At 72.3% G+C, this 26,765-nt stretch carries 27 protein-coding genes and 1 tRNA gene; 20 read left to right on the top strand and 8 right to left on the bottom strand.

Annotated features, from left to right (window positions below):
• Positions 1-39 precede the first annotated feature (39 nt).
• The 14 genes from HYV93_01300 to HYV93_01235 are packed head-to-tail and all read left to right on the top strand — an operon-like array spanning position 40 to position 11,047.
• Positions 40-405, top strand: coding sequence for a 4'-phosphopantetheinyl transferase superfamily protein (locus HYV93_01300; GenBank protein ID MBI2524593.1), 366 nt, complete (start codon positions 40-42; stop codon positions 403-405).
• Positions 405-842, top strand: coding sequence for a hypothetical protein (locus HYV93_01295; protein MBI2524592.1), 438 nt, complete (start codon positions 405-407; stop codon positions 840-842). Before HYV93_01300 ends, HYV93_01295 begins: the two co-directional genes overlap by 1 nt.
• Entirely contained in the window at positions 839-2,098 is a 1,260-nt protein-coding gene (locus tag HYV93_01290) for a hypothetical protein (protein MBI2524591.1), read from the top strand. Before HYV93_01295 ends, HYV93_01290 begins: the two co-directional genes overlap by 4 nt.
• Positions 2,088-2,834: a 3-oxoacyl-ACP reductase FabG gene (locus HYV93_01285; protein MBI2524590.1), complete on the top strand. Its 747-nt coding sequence runs from the start codon at positions 2,088-2,090 to the stop codon at positions 2,832-2,834. Before HYV93_01290 ends, HYV93_01285 begins: the two co-directional genes overlap by 11 nt.
• Positions 2,835-2,850: 16 nt before the next feature.
• Complete coding sequence (locus tag HYV93_01280) at positions 2,851-3,459, top strand: hypothetical protein (protein ID MBI2524589.1); 609 nt, start codon at positions 2,851-2,853, stop codon at positions 3,457-3,459.
• A gap of 16 nt (positions 3,460-3,475) precedes the next feature.
• Positions 3,476-3,961, top strand: a complete 486-nt coding sequence (locus HYV93_01275) for a beta-hydroxyacyl-ACP dehydratase (GenBank protein MBI2524588.1) — start codon at positions 3,476-3,478, stop codon at positions 3,959-3,961.
• Positions 3,958-4,713: an SDR family oxidoreductase gene (locus HYV93_01270; protein ID MBI2524587.1), complete on the top strand. Its 756-nt coding sequence runs from the start codon at positions 3,958-3,960 to the stop codon at positions 4,711-4,713. Before HYV93_01275 ends, HYV93_01270 begins: the two co-directional genes overlap by 4 nt.
• 34 nt (positions 4,714-4,747) lie before the next feature.
• On the top strand, positions 4,748-6,007 hold the full coding sequence (locus HYV93_01265) for a beta-ketoacyl-[acyl-carrier-protein] synthase family protein (protein MBI2524586.1): 1,260 nt from the start codon (positions 4,748-4,750) through the stop codon (positions 6,005-6,007).
• Positions 5,997-6,935 (top strand): glycosyltransferase, encoded by a 939-nt coding sequence (locus tag HYV93_01260; GenBank protein MBI2524585.1) that lies wholly within the window; start codon positions 5,997-5,999, stop codon positions 6,933-6,935. Before HYV93_01265 ends, HYV93_01260 begins: the two co-directional genes overlap by 11 nt.
• Positions 6,932-7,879 (top strand): formyltransferase, encoded by a 948-nt coding sequence (locus tag HYV93_01255; protein ID MBI2524584.1) that lies wholly within the window; start codon positions 6,932-6,934, stop codon positions 7,877-7,879. Before HYV93_01260 ends, HYV93_01255 begins: the two co-directional genes overlap by 4 nt.
• A complete protein-coding gene (locus HYV93_01250) occupies positions 7,876-8,835 on the top strand; it encodes an NAD-dependent epimerase/dehydratase family protein (GenBank protein MBI2524583.1) in 960 nt (319 codons plus the stop codon). Before HYV93_01255 ends, HYV93_01250 begins: the two co-directional genes overlap by 4 nt.
• Positions 8,811-9,716 (top strand): 4-deoxy-4-formamido-L-arabinose-phosphoundecaprenol deformylase, encoded by a 906-nt coding sequence (locus tag HYV93_01245; GenBank protein MBI2524582.1) that lies wholly within the window; start codon positions 8,811-8,813, stop codon positions 9,714-9,716. Before HYV93_01250 ends, HYV93_01245 begins: the two co-directional genes overlap by 25 nt.
• Positions 9,717-10,235 carry a hypothetical protein gene (locus tag HYV93_01240; GenBank protein MBI2524581.1) on the top strand — a complete coding sequence of 173 codons (519 nt, stop codon included), beginning with the start codon at positions 9,717-9,719 and terminating at the stop codon, positions 10,233-10,235.
• Positions 10,236-10,249: 14 nt separating this feature from the next.
• Entirely contained in the window at positions 10,250-11,047 is a 798-nt protein-coding gene (locus tag HYV93_01235) for a tetratricopeptide repeat protein (GenBank protein MBI2524580.1), read from the top strand.
• Between the two features lie 19 nt (positions 11,048-11,066).
• Here the strand turns inward: HYV93_01235 and HYV93_01230 are convergent, their stop codons facing one another.
• Positions 11,067-11,633 (bottom strand): UpxY family transcription antiterminator, encoded by a 567-nt coding sequence (locus HYV93_01230; protein MBI2524579.1) that lies wholly within the window; start codon positions 11,631-11,633, stop codon positions 11,067-11,069.
• Positions 11,634-11,957: 324 nt separating this feature from the next.
• Here HYV93_01230 and HYV93_01225 point away from each other — a divergent pair.
• Positions 11,958-12,034 (top strand) — tRNA-Met (locus HYV93_01225).
• 352 nt (positions 12,035-12,386) lie between these two features.
• On the opposite strand, the gene HYV93_01220 is transcribed toward HYV93_01225, so the two are convergent.
• The 5 genes from HYV93_01220 to HYV93_01200 all read right to left on the bottom strand — a co-directional run bounded on the left by HYV93_01220 (position 12,387) and on the right by HYV93_01200 (position 18,512).
• Positions 12,387-12,650 carry a HigA family addiction module antidote protein gene (locus HYV93_01220; protein MBI2524578.1) on the bottom strand — a complete coding sequence of 88 codons (264 nt, stop codon included), beginning with the start codon at positions 12,648-12,650 and terminating at the stop codon, positions 12,387-12,389.
• Positions 12,651-12,671: 21 nt separating this feature from the next.
• Entirely contained in the window at positions 12,672-12,755 is an 84-nt protein-coding gene (locus tag HYV93_01215; GenBank protein MBI2524577.1) for a hypothetical protein, read from the bottom strand.
• A gap of 42 nt (positions 12,756-12,797) precedes the next feature.
• Positions 12,798-14,234 carry a 4-hydroxybutyryl-CoA dehydratase gene (locus HYV93_01210; protein ID MBI2524576.1) on the bottom strand — a complete coding sequence of 479 codons (1,437 nt, stop codon included), beginning with the start codon at positions 14,232-14,234 and terminating at the stop codon, positions 12,798-12,800.
• 22 nt (positions 14,235-14,256) lie between these two features.
• A complete protein-coding gene (locus HYV93_01205; protein ID MBI2524575.1) occupies positions 14,257-15,912 on the bottom strand; it encodes an AMP-binding protein in 1,656 nt (551 codons plus the stop codon).
• Between the two features lie 230 nt (positions 15,913-16,142).
• Entirely contained in the window at positions 16,143-18,512 is a 2,370-nt protein-coding gene (locus tag HYV93_01200; protein ID MBI2524574.1) for a hypothetical protein, read from the bottom strand.
• 299 nt (positions 18,513-18,811) lie between these two features.
• Here HYV93_01200 and HYV93_01195 point away from each other — a divergent pair, with 299 nt between their 5' ends.
• The 5 genes from HYV93_01195 to HYV93_01175 are packed head-to-tail and all read left to right on the top strand — an operon-like array spanning position 18,812 to position 25,746.
• Positions 18,812-21,229, top strand: a complete 2,418-nt coding sequence (locus tag HYV93_01195) for a GAF domain-containing protein (protein MBI2524573.1) — start codon at positions 18,812-18,814, stop codon at positions 21,227-21,229.
• Complete coding sequence (locus HYV93_01190) at positions 21,226-21,612, top strand: response regulator (protein MBI2524572.1); 387 nt, start codon at positions 21,226-21,228, stop codon at positions 21,610-21,612. Before HYV93_01195 ends, HYV93_01190 begins: the two co-directional genes overlap by 4 nt.
• Positions 21,609-24,251 carry a PAS domain S-box protein gene (locus HYV93_01185; GenBank protein MBI2524571.1) on the top strand — a complete coding sequence of 881 codons (2,643 nt, stop codon included), beginning with the start codon at positions 21,609-21,611 and terminating at the stop codon, positions 24,249-24,251. Before HYV93_01190 ends, HYV93_01185 begins: the two co-directional genes overlap by 4 nt.
• On the top strand, positions 24,248-24,613 hold the full coding sequence (locus HYV93_01180) for a response regulator (GenBank protein ID MBI2524570.1): 366 nt from the start codon (positions 24,248-24,250) through the stop codon (positions 24,611-24,613). The genes HYV93_01185 and HYV93_01180 overlap by 4 nt, the downstream gene beginning before the upstream one ends.
• Positions 24,610-25,746 carry a response regulator gene (locus tag HYV93_01175; GenBank protein MBI2524569.1) on the top strand — a complete coding sequence of 379 codons (1,137 nt, stop codon included), beginning with the start codon at positions 24,610-24,612 and terminating at the stop codon, positions 25,744-25,746. Before HYV93_01180 ends, HYV93_01175 begins: the two co-directional genes overlap by 4 nt.
• 57 nt (positions 25,747-25,803) lie before the next feature.
• Here HYV93_01175 and HYV93_01170 read toward each other — a convergent pair whose 3' ends face one another.
• Together HYV93_01170 and HYV93_01165 are read right to left on the bottom strand one after the other, a co-directional pair.
• Positions 25,804-26,622, bottom strand: a complete 819-nt coding sequence (locus tag HYV93_01170; GenBank protein MBI2524568.1) for a carbohydrate ABC transporter permease — start codon at positions 26,620-26,622, stop codon at positions 25,804-25,806.
• Positions 26,619-26,765: sugar ABC transporter permease (locus HYV93_01165; GenBank protein MBI2524567.1), on the bottom strand; the 147-nt coding region annotated here is incomplete at its 5' end. The genes HYV93_01170 and HYV93_01165, both read right to left, overlap by 4 nt.

Genomic DNA, 26,765 nt, shown 5'->3' with positions numbered 1-26,765 from the left:
CGGCGTGGCGGACGCGGGGCCGCGGTGGTCGGAGCGCGGGTGGGGGTCGATCTCGTGGATGTGGCCGACTTCCGCGCGCGCTTCGAGGATCGCGAGGACGTCCTGAGAGGCGTCTTCACCGAGGCCGAGCTGGACTACTGCCGCTCCCGCCCGAAGTCCTGGCCGCGGCTTGCCGCGCGGCTGGCCGCGAAGGAGGCCGCCCTCAAGGCGCTGGGCTCAGGCCTGGCGGGGGCGATGACCTGGCGTGACGTCGAGGTCACCCGTGATGCCGTCGGGGCGCCGGGTCTGGCCTTCCACGGAGCGACGGCTCAGGCACTCGTAGGCCAGGGGCTCGCTGCCGGCGCCGTGTCGCTCTCCCACACCGAGTCCCACGCCATCGCCATGGTTCTCCTGGTGCCGTCCTGATGCGCTACCGCTTCGCGGACGAGATCGTGGCACTGGAGCTCGAGCCCCGGGCCCGCATAGAGATCGTCAAGACCTTCCCGCCGGGCGACGATGCGCTGTCGGGTCCGGCCGGTCCCGACCGCGTGCCGAACAGCCTCGTGCTGGAGCTCCTGGCGATGGCGGGCGGTCACCTGATCTTCCGCCGGCTCGGCGAGCGCCGGCTCCCGCTCCTGCTCAAGGCGCGCGAGGCGCGGTTCCACGGCTGCGCGCGGCCCGGAGTGCCGCTGCGGGCCGTGGCCGAGCTCGTGGCCAGCTCGTGCGCCGCCGATGGCACGGCCCTGGCGGAGGTCAGCGGGACCGTGTACGCGGGGACGGAGCAGATCGCCACCGCGCAGCTACTCTACCTCTGCGTGAGCGCTCCCGCGACCGCCGTCTGGCCCGGCGCGAGGGAGGCGTGAGGCCCCGGGCCGTGGTGCTCACCGGACGGGGCATCGTCTCGCCCCTCGGTGTCGGCACCGGGCAGTACTGGGAGGGGCTCTGCGCCGGCCGCGCCGTCGTGGGCCAGACGGCCGGGCTGGCCGCGCTGGGCCTGCCTGTTTCCCGGGGCGCCGAGATCGCGGCCGAGCTCCTGGCGCCGCATCTGGGTCGGCTGCCCCGCAAGCAGCAGAAGCTCTACAACCGGGCCACGCTGCTCGCCATGCTTGCCGGGGCTCTGGCGATGGAGGAGGCGGGGCTGGCGGCGGGAGCGGGGAACCCGGAACGCCTGGGAGTGGTGCTCGGCGTCAACGTGCTGTCCTGGGACCTGGCCTCGATGGCGCAGTACCTGGCCGCTGCCGAGTCGCCGGAGGCGGCCGGCAGCCTCGACATGGCGGCGGCGAATGCCTTCTGCATGCACCAGATCAATCCGCTCGACTACTCGCTCAAGACGCTTCCGAACCTCGCGGCCGGCCACCTCGCCATCGCCCACGACGCCCGCGGGGCCTGCCGAGCGCTGCTCGAGGGACCGGTAGGTGGGGCCCGGGCCGTCGGCCAGGCCGCCCGGATGATCGCGGAAGGAGCCCTGGATGTCGTGCTCTGTGGCGGCACCGACGCGCCCCTGGAGGGGCTCATCTTCGCCAGCTACTGGGGCTCGGGCCTGCTCGCCTCCGATGCCGGCGACCAGCCCGGGTTCGTGGCGGGGGAGGGGAGCGGCCTCCTCGTCCTCGAGGCCGCGGAGCGGGCCCGCGACCGCGGCGCGGCCATCCACGGCGAGATCCTGGGCTCCGCCGCGGCGGCCGGGGACGGACGGCTGACGCCGGCGGCCGATCCGGCGGCGCTCGGGCGCCGGCTGGCGGGGGTGATCGAAGAGGTGCTCACGGAGGCCGGCGGCATGCCCGACCTGATCGCGCTCCATGCCGACGGCGCGCCGGCCCACGACGAGGCCGAGGAACGCGCGCTGGCCGCGGTATTCGGCACTGGAGCTGACGGGCCTCGACGGGTCAGGCTCAAGCGGGCTCACGGGGATCTGGGGGCCGCCTCGAGCCCGGCGGAATTACTGGGTTGTTCGCTCGCGATCGAGTACGGTATGCTCCCCCCCGGTGTCGCGAACGGGGACGGCGCCCGCCCGGCCTCGCCGGAGCGCGCGCTGGTTCTGTCCCTGGGCTTCTTCGGCGAATGCTCGGCGCTGATGCTGGGCAAGGCGTCGGCGCCTGCCGAGGCCGAGCGTGCGGGCTGACCTGAGCGGCCGGGTTGCCGTCGTCACCGGCGCCTCCCGCGGGATCGGGCGTGCCATCGCCGAGCGCCTGGCCCGGGCCGGAGCCACCGTGTGCATCAACTACCGGGTGCAGCACGAGCGCGCCAAGGAGACGCTCAGCGCCATCGAGGGGGCGGGAGGCCAGGCCTTCCTCCACCAGGCCGATGTGAGCGACCGGGTCCAGGCGGGCGGGCTGATCGAGGCGGCGCTCGCCCGTTGCGGGCGACTCGACGTCCTGGTCAACAACGCGGCGATCATCCGCGACGGGCTCCTGGTGGAGATGGCCGACGAGGACTGGCGGGCCGTGCTCGACACGAACCTGGACGCCGTGTACCACTGCTGCCGCGCCGCTGCCCGGCCCATGCTGGAGCGGCGCTGGGGACGGATCATCAACGTGAGTACCGTCACGGTGTCGCGGGGCGCCCGCGGCCAGGCCAACTACATCGCCTCCAAGGGAGGCGTCAATGCGCTCACCCGCGCGCTGGCGACGGAGCTGGCGCCGCGGGGGGTGACGGTCAACGCCGTCGCTCCGGGGCTGATCGAGACCGACATGAGCCGGCCCTTCCTCGGCATGGCCGCGGGCAGGCTCCGCGACCTGATTCCGATGCGGCGCGTGGGCAGCCCGGCCGAGGTCGCAGCCGTGGCGGCCTTTCTCGCCTCGGAGGAGGCGAGCTACGTGACGGGGCAAGTCATCGCGGTGGACGGCGGCCTCGGGTAGGCGAGGAAGGGAGAGTATGGAGCCGGATACGAACAAGCTCTGGACGCCGGCGGAGATCCGGGCCAGCGTCGGGAAGATCCTCGTCGAGTCGCTGGGCGTGGACGAGGCGGGTGTCATCGACGACGCCTCGCTGGTGCGCGATCTCGGGGCCGAGTCCATCGACTTCCTCGACATCAGCTTCAAGTGCCAGCAGACCTTCGGCGTCGATGTCCCGGCCCGGCTCATCCAGGCCCGGCTCCTGGAGTGGCGCGGCTTCGAGATCCTGGCCCGCGTGCTGCGGGAGCGCTACGGGGCGCCGGTCGAGGCCGAGGAGCTGAAGACCGTGGCGCCGGCCACGATCCCGGCCATGCTCGATCACCTCGCGATCCGCCACGGCGTGCCGGGGGCGCCCGGCGACGACCGCGGTCTGGCGGCGGCGCTGGCGGAGCGGCTGCTCGCGGAGCTGGGCGGGATGGGCCTCGAGTTCGGCGATCTTTCCGTCGATCGGCTGATGCCTCACCTCCTCGAGAGCCTCCACTCTCCTGTGGTGGTGGACGAGGTGCTGAATCGCTTCACCGTCCGGGCCCTGGTCCAGTACCTGGCGGGGCAATTGAGGGCCGCTTCGCGTCTCGCGACCGGCACCTGAGCCGGCTATCCGCGGCATGCGGTTCGTCCTGGTCGACCGGATCCTCGCGGTGGAGCCAGGGTGCGCCATCGAGACCCTCAAGAACGTGAGCGCCTCCGAGGACATCTTCGACGACCATTTTCCCGGCTGCCCCATCTTTCCCGGCGCCCTCATCCTCGAGGCCTTCGAGCAGAGCGCCCAGCTGCTCGTGGCCCTGACTCACGGCTTCGAGCGGGTCGGGCGTCTCGAGCGCGTGTCCGCGGCCTCCTTCCGGCGTGCCGTGACGCCAGGCGACCAGCTCCGCCTGCGCTGCGCCCGGCGCGAGGCCGGCGAGGACCGGTGGACCATCGGCGCCATCGCCCGCGTGGCCGATCGGGCGGCGGCGACGGCGACCCTCGAGCTGGCCGTCGAGGAGGTCGGCGGGGATCCCGAGGCGCGGTCCCGCGCCGAGCGACTGCGAGAGCTGTACCGGGTCCTGACGGCGACCCCGCCCGGCGCCGCGGCGGCCGGAGCGGCGCCGTGAGCCCGCCGGACGCGCGCCGCGAGGTGCTGGTCACGGGCGGCGCCCGAGGCATCGGCCGCGCCATCGCCCTCCGCTTCGCCGAGGAGGGCGCGCGCGTCTTCATCAACTTCTTCGTCGACCGGGAGGCCGCCGAGAAGACCGCGCGGGACGTGCAGGCGCGCGGCGGCGCTGCGCACCTCATCCAGGCCGACCTCAAGGAGCCCGACGAGATCAGCCGCATGGGGGCGGAGATCGGCCGCGTGGCCGGTCGGCTCGACGTACTCGTCAGCAATGCCGCCTCGGGGGTGCTGAGGGCTCCGGTCGACCTCTCGGCCAAGCAGTGGGACTGGGTCATGAACACCAATGCGCGGCCCCTCCTGCTCTGCGCCCAGGAGGCTGCGCGCCTCATGGGCGCCGGGGGGCGGATCGTGGCGCTCACGAGCCTGGGCTCAGGGCGCGTCATCCCCGGCTACGCCGCCGTCGGTGTCTCGAAGGCGGCTCTCGAGGCACTCACGCGCTACCTGGCCGTCGAGCTGGCTCCCCGCGGGATCACGGTCAACGCCGTGTCCGCCGGCGCGGTGGCCACCGACGTGTGGCGCGCGTTCCCGGAAGGGGAAGCGCTCCTGGAGGCGGTGCGCGCCCGGACGCCGGGCGGATCCCTCACCTCCGCCGAGGCTGTCGCCGAGGTGGTGTGCTTCCTCGCCAGCCCCGCGGCCCGGGCCATCCAGGGCCAGGTCCTGGTGGTGGACGGTGGCTACTCGCTTCTCGCCTGAGGGCTCACGGGTGCGGCGCGTGGTCGTGACCGGAATGGATGTGGTCACCCCGATCGGCGTGGGGCTCGAGCGCTTCTGGAAGGCGGCCCAGGCCGGCACCTCGGGGGTCCGGCGCATCACGCACTTCGATCCCACGGGGCTGCCCACCCAGATTGCCGCCTCGCTGTCCGACCCGATCCTGCTGGCGGAGCTCCGCGCGGCCGCGGGCCTCGACCCCCTCGAACCCAGGAGCGCAGTGGTGGGCGTCTGGGCGGCCCGCGGAGCCCTCGAGCAGGCGGGGGCGATGGGGGCGGTGCGCGGCCGACGCGCCGGGGTCTATGTCGGCACCTCCGGCGAGCGCCAGGACCTCCGGGAGATGGGCGCCATGGCCTATGCCGGCCGCGGCCCGTGCGAGCCCGTGACCCCGCGCGGCTTCGCCGGCGAGCTCGCCCGCCGCTTCGCGAGCGGCCGCCTGTACCGCACCCTTCCGCAGTACCTTGGGGCGCGCCTGGCCGGCATGTTCGGCATCGAGGGCGAGGGGGCCACGCTCCAGACCGCGTGCACCTCCTCGGCCCAGGCCGTCGGCGAGGCCCTTCGAGCCATCCGCCGGGGCGCCATCGATGTCGCGCTGGCCGGGGGCGCCGAGTGCATCGTCTCGCCCATCGAGGTCCAGCTCTTCTGCCTCCTCGGCGTGATGTCGCGGCGGAACGAGGCGCCCGAGACGGCCAGCCGCCCTTTCGACGCCCGCCGCGACGGCTTCGTCATGGGCGAGGGCGCCGGCTTCCTCGTCCTGGAGGAGGCCGGGCACGCCCGGTCGAGGGGCGCCGAGCCGCTGGCGGAGCTGGCCGGCTGGGGCCCCACCTGCGATGCCTACCGGATCACCGATGAGGCCCCGGACGGGCAGGGAGCCGTCCGTGCCATGCGCGCGGCACTCGCGGACGCGAGGATCGAGACGACGGAGGTGGGCTATGTCAATGCCCACGGGACCTCCACGCCGATGAACGATCGCGTCGAGACCGCGGCGATCCGCCAGGTCTTCGGGCCCCATGCCGACCGGCTGCTGGTCAGCTCGACGAAGTCCATGATCGGCCACACGATCTCGGCGGCGGGGGCCATCGAGCTGATCACCACGGTGCTGGCGCTCCGGGACCAGGTGGCCCCGCCCACGATCAACTACCAGGTCCCCGACCCCGACTGCGCCCTCAACTACGTCCCGAACGCCCCCGTGGCCGCCCCGCTCCGGGCGGCCATCTCCAACTCCTTCGGGTTCGGGGGCCACAACGACTGCCTCCTGGTACGCGCCCATGAGCCGTGAGCTCTCGCTCCCCGTCGTCTCGGTGGTGATCCCGGTCTTCAACGAGGCGCGGACCCTCGTGGATCTCCACGAGCGCCTGGTGCGGACCCTGAAGGAGGTGGGGCAGCCCTGGGAGATCGTCTTCGTGGATGATGGGAGCACGGACGGCTCGACGGATATCCTCCGGGCGCTCCACGAGCAGGACCGGGCCGTCCGCATGGTCCGCTTCGCCCGGAACTACGGTCAGCACGCGGCCGTCTTCGCCGGCATGAAGCGCGCGCGCGGTGACGTGGTGGTGACGCTCGATGCCGACCTGCAGAATCCGCCCGAGGAGATCCCGCGGCTCCTGGCGCGCATGGCCGATGGCACGGAGGTGGTGGGCGGCTGGCGGCAGAGCCGGCAGGACCCGTGGCCGCGCCGCGCCGCGTCGTGGGCCGTCAACCGCCTGACGTCGGCCGCCGTGGGCGTGCCCATGCGCGACTACGGCTGCATGCTGCGAGCCTACCGGCGCCCGGTCGTGGACCGCATGCTCGCGTGCCAGGAGATCTCCCGCTTCATCCCGGCCCTCGCCAACACGCTCGCGGCCTCGGTGGCGGAGATCCCCGTCGCGCACGCCCCGCGCACGGACCGGCGCTCCCGGTACGGCCTCTTCCGGCTCCTCCGGCTGACCTTCGACCTCCTCACGGGCTTCTCGCTGCTGCCGATCCAGGCGGTGAGCCTGTCCGGGGTGCTCGTGGCGGCGCTGGGGCTCGGCTTCGCCGTCTTCCTCGGCATCCGGCGCCTCCTGGTCGGGCCCGAGGTGGAGGGCGTGTTCACGCTCTTCGCGATCCTGTTCTTCTTCGTGGGACTGCAGATCCTCGCGCTCGGCCTCATCGGCGAGTACGTGGGCCGCATCTACCAGGAGGTCCGCCGGAGGCCACCCTACGTGATCAGCGAGATTCTCGAATGAGCGGTGCGCGCTGGGTGCTCTTCGCCTATCACACCTTCGGCGCGCGTGCGCTCGGGGCCCTGCTCGCCCGCGGTGAGCGCGTGGTCACCGTGGTGACGCATGCCGACGACCCCACCGAGGGTGACTGGTTCGAGTCGGTGGCCGAGGTGGCCCGGGCCGCCGGGATCCCCGTCCTCGCCCCGCCCTCGCCCAACGTGCCCGAGGTCGTCGGTGCGCTGGGCGCGCTCGGGGCCGACGTCTTCCTGAGCGTCTGGTATCGCCGCCTGCTGGGCGCCGACCTCCTGCGCGTGCCGCGCGTGGCGGCGCTCAACCTGCACGGCTCGCTGCTGCCCGCCTATCGCGGCCGCGCGCCGATCAACTGGGTCCTCGTCAACGGGGAGCCGCGGACCGGCGTCACCCTGCATCACATGACCGCCGAGGCCGACGCGGGGGACATCGTCGCGCAGGTCCCCATCGAGATCGAGCCCGACGACACGGCCCCGAGCCTCTACGACCGCGTGGTGAAAGAAGGGGTCGATCTCCTCCTCGAGTGGTACCCGCAGGTGCTGGCCGGCACGGCGCCGCGGCAGCCGCAGGACGCCGCGCGGGCGAGCCTCTGGCCGCGGCGGCGCCCCGCGGACGGCCGGGTCCAGTGGCAGTGGCCGGCCGAGCGCATCGCCAACATGATCAGGGCCGTGACGCATCCCTACCCGGGCGCCTTCGCCGGCGAGGGGCCGGCCAGGCTCTTGCTGTGGGAAGGCCGAGCGCTGGCCGAGGCGACGGCGAGCGCGGCGGCGGGGACCCTGCTGGAGGTGCGGCCGGGTCAGGGCATCGTGGTGGCCACCGGCGGGGGCGGCTTGCTCGTCCGGCGGGTCCAGGAGGCCGGAGGACCGGAGGAGCCGGCGGAGAAGTGGGTCGGCCGGCGGGGGCTCGTCCCCGGCCAGTCGCTGGAGAGGCGACCATGAAAGTGCTCATCACCGGCGGGGCCGGCTTCCTCGGCTCGCATCTCTCCGAAGCCTGGCTGGCCCGCGGCAGCGAGGTCACGGTGCTCGACCTGGCCTCCGACGCGAAGGTGCGCCATCTCCGCACGCAAGCCGGCTTCCGGATGATTCGCGAGTCGGTGCTGAACCGCGACATCCTCGAAGGGCTCGTGGCCTGGGCCGACCTGGTCTACCATCTGGCGGCCGTGGTCGGCGTGGAGCACTACGTCGGCGATCCCTACCAGGTCCTGACGGTGAACATCAACGGCACCCAGGAGGTGCTGGCGGCGGCGTTCCGGCACGGCCGCAAGGTGGTGCTCGCCTCCACGTCGGAGGTCTACGGACGCAGCCTGGCCGTGCCCTTCGACGAGGAGGGCGACCGGCTGCTCGGCTCCACCCGGGTCGACCGCTGGTGCTACGCGACCTCCAAGGCGGCGGCCGAGCACCTGGGGTTCGCGTTCGGGCGCATGGGGCTCCCCGTCGTGGTGCTGCGCTACTTCAACGTCTACGGCCCGCGCCTCGACCAGATGGACCGCGGGCGCGTCGTGACGATCTTCATGGGTCAGCTCCTGCGCGGGGAGCCCCTGACCGTCATCGGGGACGGCAGCCAGACGCGCTCGTTCACCTATGTCGACGACGCGGTGCGCGCCACCGTCGCGGCCGGGCTGGCGCCCGCGGCCGTCGGCGAGGCCATCAACATCGGTTCCGAGGAGGAGGTCTCCATCGCCACCCTGGCCTCCATGATGGTGCGGCTCGCCGGCTCGTCCTCTTGCGTGACCTTCGTCCCGAAAGAGGCCGTGTACGACCGCGGGTACGAGGACATCCCGCGGCGGGTGCCCGCGGTGCGGCGGATGCGCGAGCTCCTCGGCGAGCGGGCCGAGATTCCCCTGGAGGAGGGTCTCGCGCGGACCATCGAGTGGTTCAAGCGACAGTCGCGCTGAGGATCGACGTCGATACCCGCCGGGGTCTCGACGAGGGGGTCCCGCGGCTGCTCGATCTGTTCCGCCGGGAGCGCCTCGGCGCGTCTTTCTTCGTCACCATGGGCCCGGACCGGTCGGGCCTGGCGCTCAGGCGGGCCTGGCGACCGAGCTTCCTGGCCAAGATGTGGCGCACCCGTGCGCTGCGCCTCTACGGGCTGTCCACGGTCCTGGCGGGAACACTGCTCCCCGCCCGCCCCGTCGGCGCCGGGGCTCCGGCTCTGCTCCGACAGATCGCCAGCGAGGGGCACGAGGTGGCCCCGCATGGCTTCGACCACGTCGGGTGGCAGGATCGCGTGCACCGGATGTCTGCCGCGCGCATCCGCGCGGATCTCGAGGCCGCGGCAGGCGCCTTCCAGTCCGTGTTCGGCGCGGCGCCCGAGGCCAGCGCCGCCCCGGGGTGGCGGACCACGCCGGAAGCCCTGGTGGTCCAGGACGAGTTCGCGTACGCTTACGGCAGCGATGTGCGGGGCCTCGCTCCCTTCCGGCCCCTGGTCGGTCCGCGGGCGCTCGACACGATTCAGATCCCGACGACCATGGCGACGGTGGACGAGCTGCTGGGGCGCACGAAGGACGTGGCGGGAGCCCTCGTGCGGAGCCTCCGGCCCGGGCTCAACGTCCTGACGCTCCACGCCGAGGTCGAGGGCGGGCCCTGGCTCGGGGTGCTGCGAGACTTCCTGGCGCAGGCAGGCCGGCGGGGCGTCGCGCTCGCGCGGCTCTGCGATGTGGCCGAGGCGGCTCGAGTCGAGGCGGACAGTCGCTCGCCCGTCCCCGTCGTGCGCATGACCGTGCCGGGGCGCAGTGGCTGGGTGACCGCTGAGGCGCTTCCCGCGGGGTATGGGTGAATGACCCGGCGCGCCGGGCTGCTGGCGCTGGCCGGCCTCGTGGCGATCCCCGGCACGGCGGCCGGCCAGGCGCCGCGCCCACCGCGGGACGAGCCGCCGTCCTTCCGCCTGCGGCGGGACGGCAGCGAGCTCCTGGCGCTCAGACGGGCGCCGGTGCCGTACGCGACGGTGGAGCAGCTCAGCGATGCCGTCGCGCGCGCGCTGCCCGCGCGGGCCAGAGCCATGAGGCTCACGCGCGCCGAGCCCCCGGAGCTGATCGACTACGTCCTCTGCGTCACGCGCGAGGGCGTGCTCGTCGTGGGCCACCAGCTGCACCGCTTCGATTTCGTGGAGCGCCGCTATGTGTTCGACCGCGGAGAGATCGCGCGCGGCTACTCGCCGGTGGAGCGGCCGGGTCCCTGGACCTGGTTGCTGGACGTCCCGCTGGCGCGGGAGCATCCGCTCGTCCTCCAACTCCGCGCGGAGCAGGCCGCCTGGCCCGTGGCTGCCGTGACCATCGAGTCCGGGGGCGCCCCCTGATGCGGCTGGCCGCCATGACCCTTGCGCTGCTGGTGACGGCCGGCCTCTCCGGCTGCGCGGGCCTCGCCGGTCGCGGCGCCGCCCCCACCGCAGGGCGCGCCGAGCCTCCTGCCGCGCCGCGCAGCGAGCCCACCCGGTCCGAGCCCAGCCCGACCCCAGCCGCGACCCCGGCCTCTCCCGACTCCTCCCGCTCCACCGACTCGCCCCGGCTGGCGGAAGAGATCGCCCGGATGACCACCGAGTTCGCCGAGCTGCAGAACGCCCTGGCCCGCCTGGTGGAGGCCTCCCAGCGGCACGAGGATCAGCTCCGGGCCCTCGAGCGCCGCGTCGGCGAGATGACCGTGCCCGGCGCCGCCGAGGCCGCGGTCCCGCGTGGCTTTGCCCCGTCCCAGGTGAGTCCCGCCCCCCCGTCCCTCCCGTCCCCCACTACCGAGCCCGCCCAGGAGCTGTACGACAGTGGGATATCCAGGATGCGGGCGGGAGAGCTCGACGCGGCCCTGCTCCTCTTCCAGGACCTGATCGCGAACCATGCCACCCATCCGCTCCGTGAGAGCGCTCAACTCGCGGCGGGCGACATCCTCTACCGCCAGAACGACCCCCAGGGCGCCCTGGCGGAGTTCGAGACGCTGCTGGCGGCCGTCCCCAGGGGGCGTCGGACCGCGGAGACCCTGCTCAAGATCGGGCTCTGCTACCGGAAGCTCGGCAAGGAGGAGCGGGCGCGCCGGACGTGGGAGCGGCTGACGCGGGAGTATCCGAGCACGGCCCAGGCGCGCGAGGCCCGTGTCCTGCTGCGCCGCGCCCGCGCCCGCTGAGACGAGAGCGCGAACCGGATCAGACCCGGACCACGTCTCCGGGGTGCACCTCGACGGCCGCGGCCTGCTGGATCAGCCGCACGGCGATCACGACGCGGGTCGAGCGGTCCTTGCGCAGGAGCGTTCCGCGGACCCCCGCCAGCGGGCCGCGGACCACCTCCACCTCCATGCCTTCCTCGAGCATGGGGTGCGGATCGTAGCGGAACCGGCTCGCCACCAGACGCCGGATGGCCTCGACCTCCTCGTCCGGAAGGGGCTCGGCGTGTCCCGCGGTGCCAACGAGCCCGGCGACCCCACGCGTGCTGAGCACCCTCACGCGCTCGGACACGACGAAGCGGGCGAAGCAGTAGCCGGAGAAGAGCGGCGCCTCGATCTTCTTGAGGCGATCCTTCCAGGGGCTCCAGCGCTCCCACAACGGCAGGAAGGTCTCGATCTGACGCTCGAGCAGCTGATCCCGGACCTTCTTCTCGTGGCGCGAGCGCGTGCGCACAGCGTACCAGCGCGGGGCCTGATCGGACTCGATGATTCCGTTCTCGACAGTGATCGAAGTTCGATTCCGGAGCGTTTCTCGAACCACGTCCTGCACTATAGCATTCCCGCCGCGTTCCGGCAGCACCACAGCGAAGGATTTCCCCAAGACCTTTTTCGGCCGGCAAGCTGCACTCTGTCAGGGAAACCCCCAATGGCGAGAGGAGAGGCGCTGATCCGGGCCCCGGTGCCCAGCCGTGAAGTGAGGCCAAGTGGGCGGGCTCGTGAGGCGCGAGACACGCGCCGGCGCCGCCGCTCCACTCCACCCCGGCGCCTGAATGCTCCCGAGATGGGGCAGCTCGGGCTCCAGCGGCCTCAGGGGCCTCGCGCGATGCGGGGTTGACGGCCCACCGCCAGACGGAGTAGACTTCGTAACTGTCACCGCGGGGTGGAGCAGCCCGGTAGCTCGTTGGGCTCATAACCCAAAGGTCGTCGGTTCAAATCCGACCCCCGCAACCACGAAGCGACGAGGGGTTAGCGGCAGTCGCCGCTAGCCCCTCGTCGTCTCTTGACCCCATCCTGACTCCACTGCGCCGCGTTACGTCTGCGGCGCCCCGAGCGAGCTGTTGGGCCATGAGCGGGGCGCCTTCTATCGTTGCCGGGGCCAAACGACCGACAAGGTGCTCGGCTGGGCGGAGGACTTTCTCGCCGAAGCGGCTGGAGAAGCGGTCGGCACGCTCACTCGCCTTCGCGGCACGAAGGGCCGACGCACCTGGCCGCTGCCCGCCGGGCTCACGGCAGAGGTCCCAGAGTGGGCGGAGCTTATCGGGCGCGCCGCACGAAGATAGTGGTCCGCCGAGCAGAAGCCCCGCTACGACGCCTTGCGGCGGACTTCGGCCCGGCGCAGGTCCCACATCATCTGTAGGTTCATCCACACCTCGGGAGAGGTGCCAAGCGCCTTGGCCAGATCGAGCGCTGAATCGGCGGTCACGCCTCGCTTGCCCTTCACGAGCTCGTTGAGCTTGGCGGCCGTCCATCCGAGCTTCGCCGCGAACTGGCGCTGGCTCACGCCCGAGGGACGGAGGAACTCCTCGAGGAGCATCTCGCCGGGATGGATGGGATTGCTCGGCTTCATTAGGGTGCTCTGCCCACCTTTCTAGTGGTAGTCGGTCACCTCAACCCTGGTGACGCCATCGTCTTCCCAGCGGAAGACGATCCTCCACTGGTCGTTAATCCGGATAGCGTGGAACCCCTGGCGATCACCCTGGGATGGGGCGCGCGCTCACGGCGCGAGCGCGCGCGCCACCAGAGCCTTCATGCCGTCGATGTCCGCGTCGCGATAGGCGCCCAGGAGCTGGGCCTCGAGCGATCCTTCGCCGTGCAGCGTCACCAGCATGTTGTACCCGCCGAAGTCGGAGGCGGTCAGGTCGCGGATCAGGTGCATGAGGGCCAGCCGCCGCCGTCCCCCGATGCCCTTGGCGCCGGCCAGGTACTTCTCGATCAGCGGGCCGGTCTCGGCGTTCGCCAGGTCGGCCTCGGTCGGCGCGGTGATGACGAGGCCGCCGGCGACGTCCTGCAGCACCGCCACGACGTCGTGGAACTCGCTGGCGAAGTAGTGCTTGCCGGCGTTGCTGTAGGCGCCGTTGGGAACGGCGATGCCGTCGGCGAAGCGGCACTCGGAGGCCGCGGCCAGCCGCGCCGCGCGCGTGAGCGCCGTGTACATGGCCAACCGCGCCATCTTGCCGCGGATGGCGCCCGCCCGCTCGAGGCCGTGGTACTCGGCGGCCAGGGCGGCGGCCCCACAGAACATCTCGCCGATCGGCGGCTTGTAGCTCACCGCGGTGTAGCGGTGGAAGGTGGCGAACGCCGTGGCGAGGCGGCCGGCGAACTGCCACTCGCCGCACAGGAAGACGCGCTCCCAGGGAACGAACACGTCCTCGAAGACGGTGAGACACTCGATCTCGATGTTGCGCCGGCTCACGGGGTTGTCGAAGGCGGAGGCCGCCTCGGTGATGATGGGGCGGCAGATCATCGTGAGGCCGGGCGCGGCGAGCGGCGTCGAGAACGCCACCGCCCAGTCCCGGTCCTCCTCGGCGAACGCGCGGGTCGGGATGACGATCAGCTCGTCCGCCACCGGGCCCGCCGTGGTGTGGGCCTTGGCGCCGCGCACGACGATGCCGTCCGTCGTGCGTCGGACGACGCGGACGTAGAGGTCGGGGTCCGCCTGCTGCGAGGGCCGCAGGCTCCGGTCGCCCTTGACGTCTGTCTGGGCGAGCGCCATGGTCACGTCGCGCCGCGCGCAACCGTTCCGGTAGCGCCGCACCCGGTCGAGGTAGCCCGTGCCGAGCGCGCCGTCCACTTCACGAGCCACGACGAGCAGGGCGAGGAGCACGTCCGTGCCCACCGCCTTGGTGATGTTGAACGTCGAGCGCTGCTGCCGCGTGTTCTCCTCGATCAGGTCCCCCCGCGCCCTGAGCTCGGCCGCCGTGCGCGGGATGCGGAAGTACGCGCTCGCCGGCTCGCCCAGCTCGGGGTCGTCGTACACGAAGAGCGGCCGGAGCGCCGGCTGCTCGGCCAGACTGAAGACCTCGGCGGAGTGGTCGACGGTGACCCGCAGCATCGGATCGGCCGTCACGTCCTCGATGCGGCGGCCGGCGGCCCACACGCGCCGGCCGTCTCGCAGCCCCGCCCGGTAGTCGTTCGCAGTCCTGAGTGCCATGGTCGCCCTCCTCGGCGAGCCCTTACGCCTGGGCGCTGGACGCCGCCGCCTGCCGCCTCAGGAGCGCGCGCTGGATCTTCCCGCTCTCCGTCCGCGGCAGTGACGCGACGAACTCGATCTCGCGCGGGGCCGCGTGCCGACCGATGCGCTCGCGGACGGACACCTGCAGATCCGCGGCCAGCTCGGGGCCCCCGCGCGCGCTCCCGCGCAGCACCACGTACGCCTTGACGTGCTGCCCGCGCCGGGCATCGGGCACCCCGACGACCGCGGCCTCGGCCACGGCAGGATGCGCCCCCAGCGCGCTCTCGACCTCGAAGGGCCCGACGTTCATCCCGGAGGTGACGATGACGTCGTCCTCCCGCCCCACGAACCACAGGTAGCCGTCGCGATCCGCCCAGGCGGTGTCGCCGGTGACGAACCAGTCGCCCTGCCACCGGGCGGCCCAGGCCTCCGGCATCCCCCAGTAGGTGTAGCTCAGGAACCAGGGGTGCCGTCGCACCGCCACAGTTCCAGGCTCCTCGACGCCGACCTCGCGCCCCGTGGCGTCGAGGAGGGCGACCTCGTGCCCGGGCAGCGGGAACCCCATCGACCCGGGCTTGAGCGTGTGCGGCACCGTCCGCGGGTTCCCCGTCACCATCCCCACCTCGGTCAGCCCGTAGCCGTCATACACCTCGAAGCCGCCGTGCTCGGCCAGCCAGCGGATGGGCTCGGGGTTGAGCGGCTCGCCCGCGGAGGTCCCGCGCCGGATCGCGAGCCGGCGGCCGGCCACGACGTCCTCGCCGGCCGCGACGAGGGAGCGGTACGCAGTCGGGGCCCCAGTGAGATGAGTCACCTGATGCTGCTCGGCGACCTGCCACCACGCCCGGGCGTTGAAGTCGCCCTCGTAAACGAGACGCGGGTGGCCGAGGGCCATGGGCACCGCGCCGGTCGTGAAGAGCCCGAAGGCCCAGCCGGGATCGGCCGTCGCCCAGAGCAAATCCTCGGGGCCGAGGCCCAGGACGTGGTCGACGAAGGGGATCAGGCCGACGAGACCGGCATGCGGGATCACGCACCCCTTGGGGAGCCCGGTCGTCCCGGACGTGAACATCAGCGTGCACGGCTCCTCCGCCCGTGTCTCCACCGTGGCGCAAGCCGGGTCGGCCCGGTCCACCTCCGCCCAGAAGCTCAGGTCGCCGCGCACGAGCCCTCGCCCCCGCTCGCCCGCGACCACGACGACCGGCACATCGTCGTGGAGTCCGGCCCCGAGCACGTCCCGGTACCGGGCCTCGGTCAGCACCGCGCGCGTGCCGCTGCTGGCGAGGCGATGGCGCAGGGCCTCGGGCCCGAACCCCGTGAAGAGCGGCACGAAGACGGCGCCCAGCTTCCACACCGCGAGGGAGGCCACGTAGGCCTCGGGCACACGCGGCATCAGCGCGGCCACCCGGTCGCCCCGGCCGATGCCGAGCCGGCGCAGCACATTCGCCAGGCGGCCGGCTAGCCGCGCGAGGTCGAAGTAGGTGAAGGTGCGCGACTCGCCCCCCGCCCCGACCCAGACGAGGGCCACGCGGCTCCGCTCGCGTGCCCACCGGTCGCACGCCTCGTGCGCCAGGTTGAGCCGTCGCGCGGGATTCCAGTCGAGCCGCCCCACGGCGTCCTCCCAGCGGAAGGTGCGACGCACCTCGGCAAACGTCACGGCCATCGCATCCCCCCACGCTCGGCTCGCGCCCGCCCGTCCGGAGCCATGTCCACCGCGAGCGATAGTGCCCGGTCGGGCGCCGCGCCGTCAAGGGGCGCTCGCTCCGTCAGCGCAACGGACTACTTGCGCTGGGTTGGAGACGCTTCTTGTGGAGCCCGGCGGTCGGCTACGAGCACACGGGGAGCTTCTTGCCAGGCATGCGGGCCGACGCTGAGAGCGACCTCACGAGCGCCCTAGCGCGCCTCTGCCCTCGACTCCTGCCGCTTTCCGCGGCCATTGTCCCGGTCGGACTGAGGCGAGCCTTGTGACGGCTGCGGCGCCTGAGCGGGCGGCGCCGGCCTTCCACGCTCCACCCCCGGCTCTTCACGCTTGCCGCGGTCGTTACCCCGGTCGGGCTGAGGCGCGCTCTGCTGCGGCGCGCCTCGAGGCGGCGGCGGTGCCTGAGCGGGCGGCGGTACGGGCCGTCCCTGACGGGGGTCAGGCGGTGCCTGGGCGGGCGCGGGCGGGGCCGGGGCGGGCGGCGCCGGCCTTCCACGCTCCACCCGCGGCTCTTCACGCTTGCTGCGGTCGTTACCCCGGTCGGGCTGAGGCGCGCTCTGCTGGGGCGCGCCTCGAGGCGGCGGCGGTGCCTGAGCGGGCGGCGATACGGGCCGTCCCTGACGGAGGTCAGGCGGTGCCTTGGCAGGCGCGGGCGGGGCCGGGGCGGGCGGCGCCGGCTTTCCACGCTCCACCCTCGGCTCACCACTCCGCTCCTCGCGCCTGGGACCAGCGCGCTCGCCTCGGGGAAGCGGCGGCGGAGTCGACCGGCCGGGCTTGACCTCCGGTTGCCGCGTCTCGGCAGGCGGCGCCGTACGGGGCGCGGTTGTCACGCCGGGCTGCCGGTCCGAACGCGGCGGCTCGGTGGCAGTACTCTTGCCGTCTCTCGGCTGCGTCGCTTCCGGTGGCTGCTTGGCATCCTGCCCTTCCCTCCTTGCCTTGTCCGGCCTGGAGCCCTCGTCCCTCGCCGCCGGCCCACGCCCGTCCTCGCCCCTCGCAGCGGCCCGGCCGCGCGGCGGCGCGGGAACGATCTTCGGCGCTGGCGGCTGGGCGGAGAGCGTCGCGGAGGAAGCCGAGGGGGAGGGACCTGACGCCGCGGGCACAGAACGGTGAGCAAGCCCCTCGGCGCGCAGCGGGGCCGAGACATCGCGCGGGGCGCGCGTGGCGACGACCGACCGCTTCACCACCTGCTCCGGCGGCTTCACCGCGGCGCCGGAGGCCGGCATCAGGCTCGCCGCGGCGGGCTTGACCGAGAGCCGGCCGCGCACGGGCTCGAGCTGGCGCACGTCGACGCTCGCCACGCGGGCCTGGGAGACGTGGTCGCGGCCGAAGCGCTCGGCGGACACGCCGACCACGGCATTGCGCACCGACGTGTGCCGGTAGACCGTGATGTTGGTCACGTTGACCACGCTCGTCCGGTTGATGACCACGTTGTTGACCACGCGGGGACCGCCCCAGCCGCCCCACCAGGGCCGGCCGACGAAGCCCGGGCGTCCCCACCACGGGATGGAGGGCTCGCCCCAGCCGAGCGCCACCCAGGCGACGGGCCGGTGGATCACGGGGCCGCCGAAGAAGACGACGAGAGCGGGCGCGTAGACCGGCCGCACGACGATGGGGCCTGGCGTCCACGCCCAGAAGCCGCTCACGTGGACCCAGCGGCCATAGTGATACGGCGCCCAGCCCCACGGGGCGTCGTCGAGCCAGGTCCAGCCATAGAACGGGTCCCAGATCCAGCGCCCGGTGCTATAAGGCGCCCAGCCGACCGCAACGGCTCTCGGGACCCACACCGTCCCGTACGTCTCGACCGTGCGCCAGCTGCCGTGCCGGTCGAGCTCCTGCGTTCCGTACACGCCCCTGGGCACGTACTTCGCGCTCGGCGAGCTCACGAGCTGACCGGTGCGCTCGTAGTTCCAGCGGTCCCAGGCGGCAAGCTCCGGGGCCGCCGTCGCCTGGACACGTGGCGCGTCGGTCCCTGTTACCAGCAGCTGCTGCTGGGACTCCAGCCCCACGGCGGCACCGCTGGCCGGCGTCAGGCTCGCCCGCCCGCCTCGCCGCGCGATGAAAGCGCTGCGGTCTTCGGCCACGGAGACGCGGTAGTAGCCGGTATGCTCGATCGTCAGGGCGGCATTGGGGGTGTCGAGCTCGATGGTCTGGCCGGGCGAGAGCTCGCGCAGATCGACGGCGGCATGCCCGGCCGTCACCTTGAACTGGACGAAGTCGGGCTCCTGGTTGTCGAGCCCGAGCTGGGTTCCACTGGCCGCGCGCACGAAGGCACGGGCCCCGATCTGCACCTCCACGTTGCCGTCGGGCCCGGTGTAGAGCAGATCGCCCGGGGCGAGCGGGGTATTGATCGCCGCGGGCGCCCAGTCCTCAGCCCCTGGCCGCCAGAAGGAGACTTGCCCATTGATGTAGCTGATGCGCGCCGGCGTGGTCTGGACGTCCTGTCCCTGCTGCTCTTCATTGCCCGGTGGAGCGGGTGCTTGAGGCTGGGCCTGTGATTGCGCCATCCCCGCGGGCAGCATCATCGCCAGCGCCAGCAGCGTCGCGAGAACCCGTTTCGCGCTCATGACCGACTCCTCTCGCCCCCGGGCCGCCCCCGATGGAGCGCTGCGCCATGGGCCGCCAGTCCCCGATGGGAGATCTCGTGTAGGTAAGACGGCGCGGGCCCTCCGGATGTTTCCCGAATCCATCGGATTGCTTGCAGGAACATCGGGCGAACGAGACGGGGGAGATGGGCGTTTTATTCATGTTGGGCCGGAGCATGCCCCCCCCGCCTCCGCGCCCGTGGACTCCCCCACTACTGTTTGACACGTCCAGGACCCGCCCGTACACTCCGGCAGGATCTGATGCGTAAAGGGCGAGGGGAGTGAGCGAGCCGGGCGCGACTCCGGCGTCTGCACGCCGTGTCCATCCCCTCGTCCCGCTCAACTACCGGGTCCGCATCGTCGGCCACGCGCTGATCGGGATGGTCCTCGCCTCGGTCCTCTACGAGCGGGGGGCCAGACCTCTCCTCTGGGGCCTGCTCATCGCCCAGAGCCTCCTCTGGCCTCATCTCGCCTTCCTCAACGCCCGGTCCGCGGGCAGCTCCAAGAACCGCGAGTTCGCCAACCTTCTGGGCGATGCCCTGATCATCGGCTGCTGGGCGGCGCAGGCTTCCTTCAGCCCGTGGCCCACGGCCATGTTCGTCACCGCCCTCAACGTGGCCATCCTGAGCGTCGCAGGCATCCGGTTCTCCGTCATGGCCCTCGGCGTGATGGTGGTCGCCGCCCTCGGCACGGGCTCGCTCATCGGGTTCCGCTTCGAGCCGACCTCGAGCCCGCTGACGCTGGGCCTCAGCGTCGCCGGGATCCTCCTCTACACCTCGGCGTTCGGGATCGTGAACTACCGGCAGGCGCGGCGCGTCGCGCAGACCAGCAGGACCATCGAGCAGCAGGCCCGGGAGCTCGCCGAGGCCCTCAGACAGCAGACGGCCACGAGCGAGATCCTGCACGTGCTGAGCGCCTCGCCGACGCACCCGCAGCCCGTGCTCGACGCCGTGGCGGCCCACGGCGCCCGCCTCTGCGGCGCCAGCGGCGCCGTGGTCTTCCAGGTCCACGACGAGACGCTCCGGGCGGTGGCCGCTTACGGCGACCTGCCGCGTCACAAGGCCGGCGAGGCCACGATCCGGATCGGCCGCGGCTCCGTCCCCGGCCGTGCCGTGGCGGACCGGGCGACGGTCCACGTCCACGACGTGGCGGCGACGCCGGCCTCGGAGTACCCGGAAGGGCGCGCCTTCGACGAGGCGCTGGGGCTCCGGACGGCGCTGGCAACACCGTTGATGAGGGAGGGCACGCCGGTCGGGGCGATCCTGCTGCGGCGGACGGAGGTGCGTCCCTTCACCGACAGGGAGATCGGGTTGCTCGGGACCTTCGCGCACCAGGCCGCCATCGCCATCGACAATGCCCGGCTCTTCCAGGAGATCCACAGCCAGCGGATGGAGATGGAGCGTCTCTCGGGGAACATGGAGCGCCTCTATCGGCTCTCCACCGCCATGCAGGAGCCGCTCTCCCTGAAGGAGCAGCTCCACCGGGTCCTCGAGGCGGCGAGTCAGATGGGCATCATCGACCGCGTGTACGTCTGGGCCGTGAACGAGGAGACGAATCGGCTGGTCAACCTGGCCGGGGCCGGCTTCTCCGAGGACGAGTGGAAGGACTTCGAGGGGGCCGAGATCCCTCTCGGGCAGGCCGGGGCCATGTCCAAGGCGTACCAGGAGGGCGCGCCCCTGCTCTTCGACGAGGAGAACCCGCTCCCACCGGAGCTCCGCCTCGGGCCCCCGTATTCCGGAATGCGGGCCATCCGGACACGGAGCTTCCTGGCCGTCCCCATGATCGCCCGCGGCGTCACCGTGGGCGTGCTGGCGGGCGACAACAAGCCGAGCGGCCGCCCCATCCCGCGGCGCGTCGTGGGGCTGCTCCAGACCTTCGCGTCGCACGCGGCCGTCGCCATCGCGAATGCGCAGATCTTCCGGGCGCTGGAGGACAAGACCCGGCAGGTCGAGGCGGCCAGCCGGGCCAAGTCGCAGTTTCTCGCCAACATGAGCCACGAGCTGCGGACCCCCATGAACGCCATCCTCGGCTACACCGAGCTGATCCTGGACAACACCTACGGGGAGGTACCGGAGAAGATCCGAGGCGTACTCGACCGGGTGGACAAGAGCGGGCGCCACCTCCTGAGCCTCATCAACGACGTGCTCGACCTCTCCAAGATCGAGGCCGGTCAGGTCACGCTGTCCGTCACGGACTACTCGATCAAGGAGGTGGTCCAGACGGTGTTCCTCGCGGCGGAGGCGCTGGCGTCGGAGAAGAGCCTCGAGCTGACCGTCACCCTCCCCCCGGATCTTCCGCCGGCCCGCGGCGACGAGCGCCGGATCGCGCAGGTGCTGCTGAACCTGGTGGGCAACGCGATCAAGTTCACCGAGGCCGGCCGGGTCGCCGTCGGCGTCACCGTCGAGGACGACGCCTTCCGCGTGGTCGTCACCGACACCGGTCCCGGCATCGCTCTCGAGAACCAGGAGAAGATCTTCGAGGAGTTCCAGCAGGTGGACAGCTCGAGCACGCGCAAGCAGGGCGGGAGCGGGCTGGGGCTCGCGATCGCCAAGCGCATCGTGGAGATGCACGGCGGGCGGCTCTCGGTCGAGTCCACCCCGGGCCGCGGTTCCACCTTCTCCTTCACCGTGCCCATCCGCCTCGAGCGGCGACAGCAGCCGGTCCCGGTGGCGGCAGATCGTCGGAGGCCGGAGCCATGAGCGGCAGGATCCTGGTGGTGGACGATCACGACGAGAACCGGCGCATCCTCCACGACCTCCTCGACGGCGCGGGGTTCGAGCTGCTGGAGGCCGCGACGGGCGAGGAGGCGGTCCAGCTCGCCGAGCAGCACGTGCCGGACCTCATCCTGATGGACATCCAGCTCCCCGGCATCGACGGTCACGAGGCCACCCGCCGCATCAAGGCCAACCCTGCCCTGCGCCGGATCCCGATCATCGCCGTGACGTCCTACGCCCTCGCCGGGGACGAGGCCAAGGCGCTGGCGGCCGGCTGCGACGACTACGTCGCCAAGCCCTTCAGCCCGCGCGCCCTCCTGGCGAAGGTCCGCGGATTCCTCGACAAGCCGAAGGTGTCGTCGCCATGAAGGCACGCCCGCGGCCGGCGGGAGGGTCCTACCGGGAACGTCTCGGATGGGTCTACGCCGGGGCCTTCCTCCTGGTCGTGGTCGCCGTCGCCGGCTTCATGTGGTACCACATCGAGACCGAGCGTCGGGCCGCGGAGGCACAGATCCGCACGCGGCTGACGACGCTCGCCGAGGACCGCGGCCGACTCGTGTCGGACTGGCTCGCCGCGCGGCGAGCAGACGCCGAGCTCCTGGCTGGCTCCCCCGCGATCCGGGCGTTCCTGGCGGCTCCGGAGACGGGTGGCGACGTGCGGGCCCAGCTGGTCTCGCAGCTCGATCGGACCGCGAAGACTTACGGTTATTCGGCGATCGCGGTGCTCGACGCCAGGGGGCGCACGCTCGCGCGCTACTCGTCGGTCGCGACCACCGATTCCGAGGCCGCCGCCGCCGCGGGCGCGGTGCGCGGGGACACCTTCCGCATCACGATCGAGAGGGACGGCTCCCGGCGCGCCTCCCTCGGCATCGCGGTGCCGGTCCATGCCCAGGGGACCGGCAGCGCCGCGCGGGCCATCATCGGAGTCGTCCTGTTCCGGATGCGGGCCGACACCTCCCTCTTCCCGCTCGTGACCAGCGCCACGGCGGGCACGCGCACCGGCGAGACGCTTCTCGCGCAGTTCGGCGCCGGCCTGCCGGCGTACGTCTCCCCGCTGGGCTACGCATCGGCCGGCTGGCAGAGCACGGAGCGCTCGCTCCAGGAGGTGGCGGTCCTGGCCGGCACGGCCCCGGCGGGCAGCGCCGCCTTCGGCGAGGTGACGGACTATCGCATGGCCTCCGCCTTCGCGGCCGCGCGGCGGCTGCCGGCCACCCCGTGGACGCTCGTGGTCAAGATGGATCAGGACGAGGCGCTCGCCGGGTTCTACCAGGCCGGCCGGCTGGCGGGGCTTGCGGCGGCCTTCCTCCTCCTCGCGCTCGGCGGCCTGCTGATCGGCCTCTGGCGCCAGCAGCAACGAGCGCTTCTCCTGCGGGAGCAGATCCAGCAGGAGCGGGCCATCATCACGCTGAAGGGCTACGCCGAGAAGATCCTCGCCACCGTCCCCTCCGGGCTCCTCCTCCTGACAGGCGACCTGCGCGTGCTCTCGGGCAACCGCGCCCTCCTCGACCTGCTCGGCATGACCCTGGACGGGGTCGTGGGCCGCCCGCTGGACGACCTCCTCCGCGTGGACGCCCTGAGGCAGCGCGCCCGCGAGGTCATGCGCACCGGGGTCCCACTCCACGACACCCTCGTCGCGGCCGAGCTCGTGTCCCGGGGGGAGACGCGCCCGGTGCGCATCACGCTCACGGGGATCCGGCTGGCCACCGACGACGCGGCCCGGCTGCTGATGATCGTCGAGGATCTGGCGGAGGAGGAGCGGTTGCAAGCGGCCCGGCGGGTCTCCGAGGAGCGCTTCCGCGACCTGGTCCAGGGGCTCGACGCCATCGTGTGGGAGGCCGAGGCGGACACCCTCTCGTTCACCTTCGTGAGCCAGCGGGCCGAGGGAATCCTCGGCTACCCGGTGGACCAGTGGCTCACGGACCGGGGGTTCTGGGTCAAGCGCATCCATCCCGACGACCGCGCCACCGTCAGCGAGGTGTCCCGCCGGGCGCTCGAGACGACCAAGGACCACGAGGTCGAGTATCGCTCCCTGACTGCCGACGGTCGGGAGGTGTGGCTCCGCGACCTCGTCCACGTGGTGCTCGACAGCGCGGGCCGGCCGACCGCGCTCCGCGGGCTGACCGTGGACGTCACGGAGCGCAAGCTGGCTGCCGACAGGCTCGAGGAGCTGGTGAGGCGGCGAACGGGCGAGCTCTCGCGCGCCAACGAGGAGCTGGAGCAGGCGCTCACGGCGGCGCGCGAGGCGCGCGAGGCGGCGGAGGTGGCGAGCCGGGCCAAGTCCCAGTTCCTCGCCAACATGAGCCACGAGCTGCGCACTCCGATGAACGCCATCCTCGGCTACACGGAGCTGATCCTGGACGACACCTACGGCTCGGTGCCCGACAAGATCCGCGCCGTGCTCGGGCGTGTGGACAAGAGCGGGCACCACCTCCTGGGCCTCATCAACGACGTGCTCGACCTCTCCAAGATCGAGGCGGGGCAGCTCAACCTGGCGGTGGCGGACTACTCCATGGCGGATCTCGTCCGCGGCGTCGCGCAGGCGGTCGAGGGGCTGGCCAAGGAGAAGAGCCTCGGGCTGGAGGTGGCGCTGCCGCCCGATCTTCCGCCTGCGGCGGGCGACGAGCGGCGCCTCACCCAGGTGCTCCTGAACCTCGTGGGCAACGCCATCAAGTTCACCGAGACTGGCCGGGTCTCCCTCGGCGTCGTCGTCACCGACGACGTGTTCCGTGTCTCCGTCACGGACACCGGTCCCGGCATCGCCCCCGAGGACCAGGAGAAGATCTTCGAGGAGTTCCAGCAGGTGGACGGCACCGCGACCCGGAAGAAGGGCGGCACCGGCCTCGGTCTCGCCATCGCCAGGCGGATCGTCGCGCTGCACGGTGGGCGCCTCTGGGTCGAGTCCGCGCCCGGCAGCGGCTCCACCTTCTCGTTCACCGTGCCTGTCCGCGTCGAGCGCCGGAAGCGCCTCGTCCGGGTGGCGGCGGAGCGGCGCAGGCAGGTGGCATGAGCCAGCGCATCCTCGTGGTGGACGACGTGGAGGACAACCGGCTCATCCTCAGGGATCTCCTCTCGGGCGCCGGGTTCCAGGTGATCGAGGCCGTCACGGGAGAGGAGGGCGTCCGGCTCGCCGAGACGGAGGCGCCGGACCTCATCTTGATGGACATCCAGCTCCCGGGCCTGGACGGTTACGAGGCCACCCGGCGCATCAAGGCGAATCCGGCGCTCCGGCGGATCCCTCTCGTCGCCGTGACCTCGTATGCGCTCAGCGGCGACGACGTCAAGGCCCGGGAAGCCGGCTGCGATGCCTACGTGACCAAACCCTTCAGCCCGCGTGCGCTGCTGGCCACGATCCGCGAGTACCTGTCGTGAGGACTCCGCCGCTCATCCTGGTGGTCGACGACAACCCCATGAACGTGGACATCCTCCAGACGCGCCTCACGGGACAGGGCTACGACATCATCACGGCCGCGGATGGGGAGCAGGCGCTGGCCGCGGCCCGCGACAAGCTCCCGGACCTGATCCTGCTCGACATCATGATGCCCAAGGTGGATGGCGTGGAGGTCTGCCGTCAGCTCAAGGCCGACGCCTCTCTGCCCTTCATGCCGATCATCATGGTGACCGCGAAGGCCGACACGAAGGACATCGTGGCGGGGCTCGAGGCAGGCGCCGAGGAGTACCTGACCAAGCCCGTGGACCAGGCCTCGCTGGTGGCCCGGGTGAAGTCCATGCTGCGCATCAAGGGCCTGCACGACACGGTGCAGGAGCAGAGCGCCCGCCTCGAGAGCCAGGCGGTGGAGCTGGCGGCGTTCAACCGGACGCTGGAGCAGCGCGTGGCCGAGCAGCTCGGCGAGCTCGAGCGGGTCGGGCGGCTCAAGCGCTTCTTCTCGCCGCAGCTGGCCGAGATGATCGTCGCCGGCGGCGCGGCGGACCCGCTGACGAGCCACCGCCGCGAGATCACGGTGGTCTTCCTCGACCTCCGCGGGTTCACCGCGTTCGCCGAGTCCTCGGAGCCCGAGGAAGTCATGGTGGTGCTGCGCGACTACCATGCCGCTGCCGGCCGCCTGATCCTGGCCCACGAGGGGACGCTGGAGCGCTTCACGGGCGACGGGATGATGATCTTCTTCAACGACCCCGTGCCGGTGCCCAACCCGGGCGAGCGCGCCCTCCGCATGGCGCTGGCCATCCGCGAGGAAATCGGCGCGATGGCCGACAAGTGGCGCAAGCAGGGCTACGATCTCCACCTGGGCATCGGCATCGCCCAGGGGTACGCCACCCTCGGGGCGATCGGCTTCGAGGGGCGGTGGGACTACGGCGCCATCGGCACCGTCACCAACCTCGCCGCGCGGCTCTGCGGCGAGGCCCAGGGCGGGCAGATCCTGATCAACCAGCGGGTCTACGCCGGCGTCGAGGGGATCGCGGAGGCCCAGGCGGTGGAGCCTCTGGTGCTCAAGGGCTTCCTCCGCCCCATCGCCGCCTACAGCGTCACCGGCATCAAGAGCTGAGGCCGGTGGCCCGGGGCGGGGGGCCCTCCCCGGCCGGCGCCCCCCCGCGTTCCTCGGTCACTCCCTGAGGGCCCCCGCGAGCACGCCGCTCACCAGATAGCGCTGCAGCAGCACCACGATCAGGATCGGGGGCAGGCTGGCGAGGATGGACGCCGCGGCGATGTCGCCCCAGGGCACCTCGAAGACACCGGGGAACAGCGCCAGGGCCACCGGCACCGTGCGGCTCGCCTCGGTGGCGCTGAGGGTGTAGGCGAACAGGAACTCGTTCCAGCTGAAGAGAAAGGTGAGCAGGGCCGCCGAGGCCATGGCGGGCGCGGTCAGCGGAAGGACCATCCGGCGGAGGATCTGCAGCCGGCTCGCGCCATCCAGTGCGGCGGCTTCCTCGATCTCGTCCGGGATGTCCCGGATGAACCCCGTGAGGAGCCAGATCACCAGCGGGAGGGCGAAGGAGGTGTCGGCGAGGACGAGCGCGGCCCAGGTATCGCGCAGCCCGAGCGCCCGCATGAGGAGATAGAGCGGGCTCACCGTGGCGATCTGGGGAAAGGCCGTGCTGGCGACGATGCCGAGCATCAGGGCGGCTTTCCCCCGGACGGGGAGCCGCGCCAGCGCGTAGGCGGCCGGGAGGCCCAGGCCCAGGGCGAGGCCCGACGTCAGCGCGGCGATGCCGAGGCTGTTGAGCACCGCGCGCGGCATCACGCTCCGCTCCAGCACGGCCGCATAGTGGCCGAGCGTCAACCGGGAGGGGAGGAGCGGGGGCAGCACGAGCAGCTCGCTGTCGGGCTTGAACGAGGTGAGCAGCTGCCAGAAGAACGGGACCGCGTAGGCGGCGAGCAGGAGCAAGATCGCCGCGTCCCGGATGAGCGAGCGCGGGGTCATGCGGTCATGCGCTCTCTGCGCAGCGTTCTGAGATACACGCAGGCCACGGCCATGACGAGCACGAAGACCACCACCCCGATGGCGGAGCCGAAGCCGAGCTGGAGCGTCTGGAACAGGATCCGGTACGCGTACACCGTGAGGGT

It is taken from the genome of Candidatus Rokuibacteriota bacterium, assembly GCA_016188005.1.
GTDB lineage: Bacteria > Methylomirabilota > Methylomirabilia > Rokubacteriales > CSP1-6 > UBA12499.
The sequence above is the reverse complement of the archived record's forward strand: the minus strand, read 5'-3'. Positions and strand labels throughout refer to the sequence as shown.